The organism is Kluyvera sichuanensis (genome assembly GCF_014218705.1).
In the GTDB taxonomy this organism is placed as follows: Bacteria; Pseudomonadota; Gammaproteobacteria; order Enterobacterales; family Enterobacteriaceae; genus Kluyvera; species Kluyvera sichuanensis.
Window position 1 is genome coordinate 30685 of sequence record NZ_JABBJF010000028.1, and the last position, 11668, is coordinate 42352.

General features: G+C 52.8%; 13 protein-coding genes. 4 read left to right on the forward strand and 9 right to left on the reverse strand.

The genetic code is table 11. From position 1 onward, the window contains the following. The first annotated feature begins 99 nt into the window (after positions 1–99). Positions 100–723, forward strand: a complete 624-nt coding sequence (gene rcsA, locus HII27_RS21525) for a transcriptional regulator RcsA (RefSeq protein ID WP_185669464.1) — start codon at positions 100–102, stop codon at positions 721–723. A 50-nt stretch (positions 724–773) separates the two neighbouring features. Here the strand turns inward: rcsA and dsrB are convergent, their stop codons facing one another. Then, the gene (gene dsrB, locus HII27_RS21530) at positions 774–962 is read right to left on the reverse strand and encodes a protein DsrB (protein WP_185669465.1); all 189 of its coding nucleotides are present in this window, start codon (positions 960–962) and stop codon (positions 774–776) included. A 173-nt stretch (positions 963–1135) separates the two neighbouring features. On the opposite strand from dsrB, the gene HII27_RS21535 reads away from it, so the two are divergent. After that, the gene (locus HII27_RS21535) at positions 1136–1342 is read left to right on the forward strand and encodes a YodD family protein (RefSeq protein WP_185669466.1); all 207 of its coding nucleotides are present in this window, start codon (positions 1136–1138) and stop codon (positions 1340–1342) included. Positions 1343–1662: 320 nt separating this feature from the next. On the opposite strand, the gene dgcQ is transcribed toward HII27_RS21535, so the two are convergent. From dgcQ to HII27_RS21550, 3 genes are all read right to left on the reverse strand, one after another. Further along, complete coding sequence (dgcQ, locus tag HII27_RS21540; RefSeq protein WP_185669467.1) at positions 1663–3360, reverse strand: cellulose biosynthesis regulator diguanylate cyclase DgcQ; 1698 nt, start codon at positions 3358–3360, stop codon at positions 1663–1665. A 169-nt stretch (positions 3361–3529) separates the two neighbouring features. After that, complete coding sequence (locus HII27_RS21545) at positions 3530–3709, reverse strand: YodC family protein (RefSeq protein WP_185669468.1); 180 nt, start codon at positions 3707–3709, stop codon at positions 3530–3532. Between the two features lie 77 nt (positions 3710–3786). Further along, positions 3787–4698 carry a DUF808 family protein gene (locus HII27_RS21550; protein WP_185669469.1) on the reverse strand — a complete coding sequence of 304 codons (912 nt, stop codon included), beginning with the start codon at positions 4696–4698 and terminating at the stop codon, positions 3787–3789. Positions 4699–4873: 175 nt separating this feature from the next. On the opposite strand from HII27_RS21550, the gene yedA reads away from it, so the two are divergent. After that, complete coding sequence (gene yedA / locus HII27_RS21555) at positions 4874–5785, forward strand: drug/metabolite exporter YedA (RefSeq protein ID WP_185669470.1); 912 nt, start codon at positions 4874–4876, stop codon at positions 5783–5785. On the opposite strand, the gene HII27_RS21560 is transcribed toward yedA, so the two are convergent. Genes HII27_RS21560 through drpB form a run of 4 tightly spaced genes read right to left on the reverse strand, consistent with a single transcriptional unit; the run spans position 5760 to position 8734 of the window. After that, entirely contained in the window at positions 5760–6254 is a 495-nt protein-coding gene (locus HII27_RS21560) for a very short patch repair endonuclease (protein ID WP_185669493.1), read from the reverse strand. The two genes, yedA and HII27_RS21560, sit on opposite strands and share 26 nt — an antisense overlap. Further along, positions 6235–7656, reverse strand: coding sequence for a DNA cytosine methyltransferase (locus HII27_RS21565; RefSeq protein WP_185669471.1), 1422 nt, complete (start codon positions 7654–7656; stop codon positions 6235–6237). Before HII27_RS21565 ends, HII27_RS21560 begins: the two co-directional genes overlap by 20 nt. A gap of 40 nt (positions 7657–7696) precedes the next feature. Continuing rightward, positions 7697–8407 (reverse strand): phosphohydrolase, encoded by a 711-nt coding sequence (locus tag HII27_RS21570; RefSeq protein WP_185669472.1) that lies wholly within the window; start codon positions 8405–8407, stop codon positions 7697–7699. A gap of 45 nt (positions 8408–8452) precedes the next feature. After that, positions 8453–8734, reverse strand: a complete 282-nt coding sequence (drpB, locus tag HII27_RS21575; RefSeq protein WP_185669473.1) for a cell division protein DrpB — start codon at positions 8732–8734, stop codon at positions 8453–8455. 707 nt (positions 8735–9441) lie between these two features. Between drpB and ompC the strand changes: the two genes are divergently transcribed. Next, the gene (ompC, locus tag HII27_RS21580) at positions 9442–10605 is read left to right on the forward strand and encodes a porin OmpC (protein ID WP_185669474.1); all 1164 of its coding nucleotides are present in this window, start codon (positions 9442–9444) and stop codon (positions 10603–10605) included. A 49-nt stretch (positions 10606–10654) separates the two neighbouring features. Here ompC and HII27_RS21585 read toward each other — a convergent pair whose 3' ends face one another. Beyond that, a complete protein-coding gene (locus HII27_RS21585; RefSeq protein WP_185669475.1) occupies positions 10655–11551 on the reverse strand; it encodes an N-acetylmuramic acid 6-phosphate etherase in 897 nt (298 codons plus the stop codon). Positions 11552–11668: the final 117 nt, after the last annotated feature.

Below are 11668 nucleotides of genomic sequence, written 5' to 3' on the forward strand. Positions count from 1 at the left end.
TCTTCATCCTCTTGTTTTTTATTTTTTCCAGGTTCGTTGCGGCGATGAAGTTCGAGGGCACTGGGTTAATTATCGTTACGCATTGAGTGAGGGTATGCCATGTCAACGATTATTATGGATCTATGTAGTTATACGCGGCTAGGGTTAACCGGATACCTGGCCAGTCGTGGGGTAAAAAAACGTGATATTGACAATGTAGATAACGTCGACGGACTCGCTGAGATCTGTGCTGCTCGCGGTCCAGCTGTCGTGTTTATTAATGAGGACTGCTTCATTCATGATGTGCAGAGTAGTCTGCATATTAAGCAGATCATTAATCAACACCCCAGGACGTTGTTCATTGTTTTTATGGCGATTGCCAATATACATTTTGACGAATATCTGATGGTGCGCAGTAATCTGCTAATTAGTTCTAAATCAATAAAACCCGAAACGCTCGATAGCATTCTGGGGAATTATCTGAAAAAAGAAACGGCAGAAGTAAAGCAAACTAATATCTCTACCCTGTCATTAAGTCGGACGGAATCCAGCATGCTGAAAATGTGGATGTCAGGCCAGGGAACGATACAAATATCCGATCAGATGAATATTAAAGCCAAAACCGTATCGTCACATAAGGGTAATATTAAAAAGAAAATAAAAACGCATAACAAGCAGGTTATCTATCATGTTGTCCGGCTGGCGGAGAATGTCACCTCCGGCATTTACGTCAATATGCGCTAGGACAACAACAGCAGGGAAACTGGCGGTATCGCTACCGCCAGATGATTCAATTACGCTTCGCTCTCCACGAAAATACCATCAGGGTGCCCCGACTCGTTGAAGAACCAGATCCCCAGCGGATAATCCTCCAGCGACACCAGATACATCGTGCCTTCATTGAACTGCTCAATTGCCAGCACGACACCGGAGCGACGCGGCCCCCCATCTGTTTTGACCGTCACACGATCGTTAACTTGCATAAACGTCATCTCCTGAGTGGTTTAGCCCAGTTTAGAACAAAATGACCGCGCTGACAGCGCCCCGCTGCATAAGTGCTTAATTCTCATTCACATTGACTAAATTGGTCAGTTTTTGAGCAATAACATTCATTAGATGTATACTTATACAGGGACGGAAATAAAGGGTATCTGTGATGAAGATGGCGATTGACCCCCGAGGGGTAAACGTTGATGCGCTGCTGGCAGCTATCAATGAAATCAGCGAAAGCGAAATCCACCGCGCGACTGAGGACCCACATCACGTGAGCGTTGACGGCCGCGAATACCATACCTGGCGCGATCTGGCGGAAGCCTTTGAGCTGGATATCCACGACTTCAGCGTCACGGAAGTCACGCGCTAAATGTGGAAAAAAAAATCCCGACACGCGAGCGTCGGGATCAACCTTGCCTAAGCAAGAAGCATTGAAATATTCGTTACATCAGGAAACCTGACGTGAGTGAAACATTATCGTCGTTTATGTTGAATGACAAGAATTATTCACCTAATAAATTAATATGACAGCGTAGTCGTGCTTACGTAGACGCTTCGCTAACATGATGATAAATCAGGAAGATAACATTTTTATTTTCAGACTTGCGCCAGCCAGGCTTTAAGATTAATCCCATTTAACCAGTTTTCCATAAGTTAAATTTATATTTCATACCGTGATTAATCACCCTGCTAGCCATCTTTCGCGCAGACCTGATTTCGCCCACCGGTTTTAGCCTGATACAGTCGCTTGTCGGCAACGGATTGCAGGTGCTGGAAGTCGTACTGTTCCAGCTCTTCGCTGCTGCAAACGCCCAACGAAGCGCTCACCCGAATGGTCTGTTTTCTGGCAATCAGAATCTCCCGACTGTTGATGCTGTCCCGGATACGTTCGGCAATCACCTCGGCCTGCGCCAGCGACGTGCCCGGCAGCACGATACAAAACTCTTCCCCGCCGACGCGGCCCGCAATATCGTCTTTGCGGATCTTATTCAGAATAACCCGCCCGATATGAATCAGCACCCGGTCACCAGCCTGATGGCCAAAGCGGTCGTTAATGCTTTTGAAATGGTCCAGATCGAGTTGGATTACCGCCAGCGGTTCACCGGCCTGCTGACAGGTCGCCAGCGCAATACCCGCGCGCTCAAATAGTGACCCACGGTTGTAGAGGCGAGTGAGCATGTCGTGCCACGCGCGCCACTCAAGCGAATCCTGCAGCGAAGACATATTGCGCACCATACGGCGGATAACCATCCAGGAGATCAGCAGCATGGCGGTAAACAGCAGCCACAACAGCGTGATAGCAATACTGATAGAGCCGAAATCACCGCGAATCCCCTCTTCCAGAGAGTGGATGCGCAGCAGTACGCCGTCAAAATTCCGCAGCTTCTCCCAGCTGATATAGCGCGAAAACTCACGCACATTGCCTTCATTTTCCAATTCGTAGGCCCGCGCCAGCTGCGCCTGGACTTCCTGCGACAGTTGGCTGTGCTTTGATTTATCAGGTTCGGAAGAGGCAATCAGGTTCATGCGTCGGTCATAAAGCTGATATTCGCCTTCATCCTCCCCCTCTACCGCATGCGTGAGGAACTGGGTCATTTCGCTGACCGAGAGCTGAATAGCCAGCACGCCAAACCAGTACTGCTGATAATCAAGCGGCACCGCGGCCGTGACGGTCTGTGCCACCGGCGTTTTATCGCGGCTAAAGGTGGTTTGCCACTTAACGCCCCGCTCCGGGTTATCCCGCTGCGACTGCTGGATAAACCACGGGCTGGTTGCCAGACGATAGTAATATTCAGTGATGCTGCCTTCCTGCGTCGGCTCGGTGCTGAGATAAAAACCGGCACGTGAGACGTACAGCATATGGGTTTCAAAACGCGCCAGATGCTGACGCGTCATCGCCGACAGGCGCAGCAGATAGCCAAGCTCGATGGTGGCCATAAACTCGTTGCCCAGCAGCGGGTTATCGCGCGAGAGCAGATTAGTGTGTTCAACAAAGGCATCGGAGACGCCGTTCAGCGGCAGCGTACGGTTGTTATTGAGGGAGATACGCCAGTCGGCCTGCGCGCGCTGACGCTCAAACTCTTGCTCGGCGGTGCGCAGTACTTCGAACGCCAGCGGGATTTGCAGCGCCGATTGCATGCCGTTGCGAAAAAACATCAGCCGGTCGGTATTGAACTGCAGCTGCGCGTCCATATCGTTAGTGACGTTCTTCAGATTATTACGCTGGCTGGAGATATAGGCGTCTTCTAGCACGATAGTTTCGCGCCAGGTCAGCAGCGTTGAAAAGAACAACACCACCAGAAAGCAGATATTCACCACCCGGTCTGGCCGAATGCGGCGCGTTAATTTTGCCCACCAGCCTGTGGGGGTTGCTGTCGTCACGTTCACGGGAGGCACAATTGCGCTCCCACACTCTCGTTAGGGCCGAGCACCCGATACCGTTCTATACTTGCCTGCTGCTGATAATTCATGGTGCTCCACGACGACATACTACGACAAAGCGCTGGAATAATGCGGCGCTAAACCGCCCGGCTAACGCCGGGCGCAAAGGTAGAGACTAAGCTTGCTCCTGCGGAGGAATTTTGCCTGGGATCAGTTCTTCCTCGCGGAATGCCTCCCGCTTAACGCCAAAGCCGTCATACCAGCGACACTCCACCATCCCGCTGGCATACCCCGTTACAACCATCCGCGGCCCACCGTTCTTGGGCTGGACTTCATCACTGACCAAAAAGACCATTGTTGCCTCCGGTATCAGGGTGAAACTGTTTCACCTTAGCCGATCCACAGACAGTTTGCGTACCGGAACCGCACTTTTTATGCGTCAGTTTTCCGCCAGCGTGAAACCAAATTCACCGCCGCCAGCACCACCGCGCCAATGATAAAACCAAGGACCAGATTAGCGAGCACCGGTACCAACGCAGCAAGCCACGCCCCCTGCTGGGCAGCGAACGCTTCGATAGCATGATGCACCGGTGCCACGCCGTGAACCACAATGCCGCCACCGACCAGGAACATCGCCAGCGTCCCCACCACCGACAGCGTTTTCATCAGCCAGGGGGCAACCACCAGCAGCCCTTTACCCACGCCTTGCGCCAGCGCGTTACGCTTCTCCACCAGCCAGTAGCCCATATCATCAAGCTTCACAATCACGCCGACCAGGCCATACACGCCGATGGTCACCAGAATGGCGATGCCGGATAAAATCAGCACCTGATTGAGCAGCGGCGCTTCCGCCACGATACCGAGAGTAATAGCAACGATTTCAGCGGAGAGAATAAAATCGGTGCGGATAGCACCTTTCACTTTATCCCGCTCGTAAAGGGCAGGATCCTGCTGCGCTATCGCTTCCAGTCGCTGCTGACGCGCGGCATCGTCACCTTTATGCTTGCGTTCATGAAGCGTGTGCAGCACCTTCTCCACGCCTTCAAAACAGAGATACGCGCCGCCAATCATTAGCAGTGGCGTCACCGCCCAGGGAATAAACGCGCTAATCAGCAGCGCCAGCGGCACCAGAATGACCTTATTGAGCAGCGACCCTTTCGCCACGCTCCACACCACCGGCAGTTCCCGATTAGCCCGCACGCCGGACACCTGCTGGGCGTTCAGCGACAAATCATCCCCCAGCACGCCAGCGGTTTTCTTCGCCGCCAGTTTCCCCATCATCGAGATATCATCCAGCAAGGTGGCGATATCATCTAACAAGGTTAATAAGCTACTTCCTGCCACAAACGACTTCCTTCATTTTTTTAGTGATAACAAAGTATGAAGCAAAATCGCCCGGGGCGTAAGTGATACATATTTATAACATAAAGACAACATCAACCCCTGAATTAAAGCACTCGCCAGCACGGTAGTTTTGGCGTTTACTATCTGCCTGCTTGCTATTTTGCCGTGAGGAAGTATGCGTTTTAAACAACTGTTACCGCTGATAGGCGCGCTGTTCGCGCTGTACATTATCTGGGGCTCAACTTACTTTGCCATCAGCATTGGCGTTGCCAGCTGGCCCCCCTTAATGATGGCGGGTATTCGCTTCCTGTCGGCGGGCGTGCTGTTAATGGGATTTCTGCTCGCCACCGGCCATCGCTTACCGGCACGCAAACCGCTGATCAATGCCGCCATCATTGGCGTCCTGCTGTTGGCGGTGGGTAACGGGATGGTGACCGTCGCGGAACATCAGAACGTTCCTTCAGGTATCGCCGCCGTAATGGTCGCCACCGTACCGTTATTTACCCTCTGCTTTAGCCGCTTTTTTGGCATTGCCACCCGCAAGCTGGAGTGGCTGGGGATTGCCATTGGTCTGGCGGGCATTGTGCTGCTCAACAGCGGCGGTAACCTCAGCGGCAACCCGTGGGGCGCATTGATGATCCTGATTGGTTCGTTGAGCTGGGCGTTTGGTTCGGTATATGGCTCGCGTATTGAACTGCCGACCGGCATGATGGCAGGTGCCATCGAGATGCTGGCCGCTGGTATTGTCCTGATGGTCGCCTCGCTGCTCAGCGGTGAGCGTTTAACCACCCTGCCGAGCCTGCACGGTTTTCTGGCGGTGGGGTATCTGGCGGTCTTTGGTTCGATTATTGCCATCAACGCCTATATGTATTTGATTCGCAACGTTACGCCTGCGGTGGCAACCAGCTATGCCTACGTCAACCCGGTGGTCGCCGTGCTCTTAGGCACCGGCTTTAACGGTGAACACCTCTCCGGTACCGAGTGGCTGGCACTGGCCATCATCATTGCCGCCGTGGTGCTGGTGACGCTGGGGAAATATCTCTTCCCGGCGAAAGCCACCGCTATTCCTTGCCAGACAGAGAAGTAAAGCTCAGACGGGAAATTCCCTGAATGCCGATCTGCGCGCTGCCCTCGCCGCCGCAGATCCACTCCTCTAGCCGCTCGCATAACTCAAGGTCCGTTAGCTTCTCACGCCCGCGCAACGCACATTCCCACACCACCAGCACACGCCAGCCTTGAGCAACCAACTGGCACATATCCCGCTCATCGCGCGCAACGTTAGCGCCAATCTTATTTAGCCAGAAGTCGGTGCGCGTCGCGGGGACTTTAAACAGATAGCAGTCGTGGTGATGCCAGAAGCAGCCGTGAGTGAATATCACGCAGCGGTAGTCGTCGAGAGTAAAATCGGGGCGGCCCGGCAGGCGCGTGTCCTGCGCAAGCCACTGCAGGCCAAGGCTGTCCAGCAGCGCGGCCATCCGTTTTTCAATGGCGGTATTCTGCGCGCCGATGGCGCGAATATTCTTACTGCGAGTGGCCTTATCGTGAACGTCCGCCATCGCCGTTTTCCGAATCACGCAGCGCCACCGCCTGCAAAATGCGCGACTGCAAAAGGCGCGCAACGGCGGCAAACACCGGCACAATCACCGAGTTGCCAAACTGCCGGTACGCCTGAGTATCCGACACCGGAATACGAAAACCGTAGCCCTGCGGTGATTCAAAACCCATCAGGCGAGCACACTCGCGCGGCGTCAGGCGACGTGGGCGATGCAGCTGGTTTTGCGGATCGTCAAAGTGCTTTTCACCCAGCGCGCGATCCCAGCCACGGTCGATAAGGATCTCGGCACCGTCTTTGTAATAGCGCGCCGATAGCGTCCTCGCGACGCTGCTGGCGCGCGTGGGATCCACCAGACCGTAACCGAACCCGTTGCCCTTCTCCTGGTGCTTGCGCGCATAGCGGTAGAGATATTTCCACAGCACCGGGGTGAGGATAAATTTCGGGTTAACGTTCGGCTCCAGCAGTTCGCCAAAGGTCGGCCGCTGCGCCGGATAGAGCGACGGGATATCACGCAGGGTAAAGCCCTCGTGCAACCCTAAATCACGGCGAAAACCGACCAGCACAATACGCTCGCGGTGTTGGGGTAAGAAATGCTGGCCATCGATGATCTTCGGGTCATCGGCCCCCATATCGGCGGCGTCAGAAACTTCATAACCCAACTCATCTAGTGTCTGCATGATGATGCGGAAAGTCTTGCCGTTATCGTGGCTCTTTAGGTTTTTAACGTTTTCCAGCACAAAGATAGGCGGCCTGCGGGCATCAATAATGCGCACCACGTCAAAAAACAGCGTGCCCTGAGTGTCGCAGGCAAAGCCGTGCGCCCGGCCCAATGCATTCTTTTTTGACACCCCCGCCAGCGAGAACGGCTGACACGGGAAGCCCGCCAGCAGCACGTCATGCTGAGGAATTGACGCCCGGATATGTTCCTGAGCTTCACGGTCGCTGATGTCAGGCTGATGGCTTAGCGTCACATCGCGAATATCGGCATTAAACCGATGTTCTGCCGGGTCGCAGTACCAGTTAGCTTTGTAGGTGCGCACCGCGTGTTTGTTCCACTCGCTGGTAAACACGCATTGCCCGCCAATGGCTTCAAAGCCGTGACGAATGCCACCGATCCCCGCAAAAAGATCGACAAAGCGAAATGCATACTTCGGATGATGCTGCGACGGCTTCGGCAGCAAAGAGGCCAGATGGGTGCACTCATTTTCACTCAGACGCGTGTTGGCGCGCGACAGGGTCACCACGCGTTTCACAATAGCCGGGCTCCAGTGCTGTTCCCCCACAGCGCTAAGCTCAGCGACAACGGTCTTTAAATCGTAAATCTCCAGAATATGCTCAAGCAGCGTCTGAGCATCCGGTGCGTCTAACGGCGCGCCCTCGTGTGATAAGACTCGTTGTTGCATAAATTTGACCAGATACAGAAAAAGAAAAATAAACCTGAGGTTACCATAAGTTGCCAGGGTCTGGCGTCGCGAATCTCTGCAGCACCTGTGCGTCCACGGCGAGCGGGTCGCCCGCCAGTTCGGCACTCAGTTTCGCCATAAAGTGCGCCAGAAAATCGGCATTATGCTGCGCTATCTCGCGTCCTTTTTCGGTTTGCATCGTCTCAGGTAGCCGCAACAGTTTGGTCTGGAAATGGTCAAGCGCGTAGGTTTTGTCGTCCAGCTCACGGTTATCGGCAAAGGGATCGTCGGCATCAAACAGCGCCGCGTTCATCGCCCCGGAGACGGCAAACACTCGCGCCAGGCCGATTGCGCCCAGCGCTTCCAGTCGGTCGGCATCCTGAACGATTTTAGCCTCTGGGGTATTCGGCGTGATGCGCGCGCTAAAGCTGTGCGCTTCAATGGCGTGGGCAACGGCGCCATAGCGTTCAACGGGAAACTGCGGGAAATCGCGCTGTAGAATCAGCAGCGTTTGCTGCGCGGATAATAAAGAGGAACGGGCGCGATCGGGATGATTCTTCGGCAGGCTGACGAGATCGTGAAAATAGCTCGCCAGCAGAATCACCGTGAGGTCGACGGGATCATCGGCAGCAATGCGCCTGGCGGTGCGCCAGACCCGGCGAAAATGGGCAATATCATGCGCCGCATCGCTGCCGACATAATGGGTTTCAAACCAACGTTCAACGTCCTGCTGCCATGCTGCTATATCCATTACTTCACCGCGGATAAGAGTACATTGACCCCCAGCATAGCAATTTTAGCGCTGTTCTTCCTGTTCCAGACGGCGAGGACGAGTATACCAGGCTATTCCGCCAAGCAGCGCGCCGACGATACTCAGCACCAGAAATCCCAGCAGCGCGCCAATCCATTTCCCCATGGACGAACCGATTTCACCATCGTTCGTCGCGCCGGGAATACTCTGTACATCGCTGATGACCCACAGGTAGCGCGCCATCGCCCAGACAAAGTAACCGCAAAACGCGTAAAACACCCACAGCGCCAGTTTGCCGCCTGGGCCACGCTCCATTTGCTCTTGCATAAAAACACTCTCATTACGCTATTCATGTTCACTGCCACGACATCACGCTGGCAATTGATGTGATATCGCTCACATTATAACGATTAAAATGGTGCAAGGTAGTCCACCTCTACGTTACCGGTAACAATTTGCCATTAGCTTGATCTCCAGCAATTTTGTCAGATGACATCTACGCCAACGGAGGTACTCATGATATGCGGCAGCGATCTTTCGCCCCCTTCTCTGCGGAATCGCCTCAACCATGCGATTTTAACAATAAAAATATTATAATAATTACCAATTTAAATTCACATAATAAATAATAATAAAGTCTTTTTCTGTATCTTTATTTTTCATGACAACCATGCCATTATCCATTCCGTTATTAGCCTTTTGTTATGCATCAATATATTTATGTTTTTGACCTTCCCGATCGTATGCCAGTACGGTCGGGATTTTTTTTGCCTTTACCAGATACATCCATCCTATCAATGGTAAGGAGGAAAAGATGACAAAACACAATAATTACATTAAAAACAACAACAAAACAAAATGAATCGATGAAATACATATCAAATTAAATATAAAAGAAATATTTTGAAATGTTTTATATAATTTTATTACATTTATATTTTTAATAAAAATGAACTCTACCTATACCATCCAGAACAGTAACACCGGATGGCATTACTTATATTCATATGCGCAATAATGCAAAGGAAAACATAATGAAAATAAAAGCTCTGGCACTGTTAGTTCCAGCTTTACTGATGGCTGGTGCAGCGAATGCTGCTGAAGTTTATAACAAAGACGGCAATAAGCTGGATCTGTACGGCAAAGTGGTTGGCCTGCACTATTTCTCAGACCACAGCGGTGATAACGGCGATAAGTCCTACGCGCGTCTGGGCTTCAAGGGAGAAACCCAAATCACCGAACAGCTGATCGGCTACGGTCAGTGGGAATACAACATTCAGGCCAACACCCCGGAAAGCGACAGCGGTAACGACTCCTGGACCCGTCTTGGCTTCGCCGGTCTGAAATTTGGCGACTTCGGTTCATTCGATTACGGCCGTAACTACGGCGCCATCTACGACATCGAAGCCTGGACCGATATGCTGCCGGAGTTCGGCGGTGACAGCTACACCCAGACCGACGTCTATTTCACCGGTCGTGCAAACGGTATTGCCAGCTATCGTAACAACGATTTCTTCGGCCTGGTGGATGGCCTGAACTTTGCGCTGCAGTATCAGGGCAAAAATGAAGACGGTGGTTCCGGCGAAGGCACCGTAAACGGCGCGGGCGGCAAACTGGCAAAAGGCAACGGCGACGGCTTCGCAATGTCCACCACCTACAACTTTACCGATTTCCTGCCAGGCTTAAGCGTGGGTGCAGCCTATTCCAGCTCTGACCGTACCAACGATCAGGTGGTTGCTGGCGGAATCCATAACCGCTACAGCAAATCCGCCGGTGGTGATACCGCTGAAGCCTGGACCATTGGTACCAAATACGACGCTAATGACGTCTATCTGGCGATGATGTATGCCGAAACCAACAACATGACCGGTTATGGCAACGGCGACATTGCCAACAAAACGCAGAACTTCGAAGCCGTGGCACAGTATCAATTTGACTTCGGCCTGCGTCCATCTTTAGCCTGGGTTTATTCCAAGGGCAAAGATATGGGCGGTTACGATGGCCGTCACGGCATTGAGTACACCGACAAAGCGCTGGTGAACTATATTGATGTCGGCGCCACCTACTACTTCAACAAAAACATGTCCACCTACATTGATTACAAAATCAACATGCTGGACGATGACGTACAGTTCTACAAAGATAACGGTATCGCCACTGACGATATCCTGGCTATCGGCCTGGTTTATCAGTTCTAATCGACCGGTGTAAAAAAGCCCGCGTAGCGGGCTTTTTTTATGCTGCCAACTACGGCGCCTCTTGTAGCGCCATCCGCACAAAACCCTTGTTCTGCGCCAGAAGGTCGTGCGCTTTCCAGGCATCCAACCCGGTGAGCACCATCAACACCGCCGTCTTACATTGGTGATCGCAGCTTTCCAGCGCTGCTTTTGCTACCGCCCGGCTGCACCCGCCCGCTTCCATCACTATCGCGATTTGACGCTCAACCATATGCGTACCGGTATCGCGGATGTCTACGCGCATATTGCTATAGACTCGTCCGGTGCGAATGGCGAGCCCGGTCGTTAACATGGAGAGCACCATTTTTTGCGCGGCAATCGCCTTTGGATTGCCGTAACCTGCCACCGCTTCAGCGCCGGTTTGCGGCGCAATAACGATACTGGCAAGATCGGTTGCTTCGCTTTGCGGATTACGGGTTATCAGCGCGCGTGTTGCCCCCAGAGACCACGCATGGCGCAGCGCGCCCCACAGCCACGGCGTTTTGCCGCTGACGCTTAATGCCACCAGCATATCTTTTTGCGTGAACCCAATAGCCTGAAGATCCAGCACCCCACGATCGTAGTCCTGTGCAGCCCCCGTCATATCGTGCAGCATCGCCAACGCCCCACCGGCAATCAATCCCATGACCGGGTGTTTTTCATCCGGGGAGAATTCGTTGGCGGTCATCACCGCATTACGCCCGGAAGCACCGGCACCAACCATCACCACGCGCCCGCCGTGGCTAAGGGTGGCCACCGCATTATCAATCAGCAGGGTAATGTCGTCGAGACAAGGAGTTATCGCATCAGCAATGCGTTTATCTTCTTGATTAATCACGTTCAACATATCGCGGGTGGACAGTCTATCAATCTCAGCCGTCGTTGAATTGCGTCGTTCCATGACTGAACCGGCAAGCTTAATGCTCATAAACGGACTCCTTATTATGGGTTCTGAAGCAATACTAAAGTGTTTTGTATGGATTGCTCTGCGAGAACGGTCACAAAGAGAGGTTTGGTTTTGTAAGGGAGGATAGCTTTATGAAAT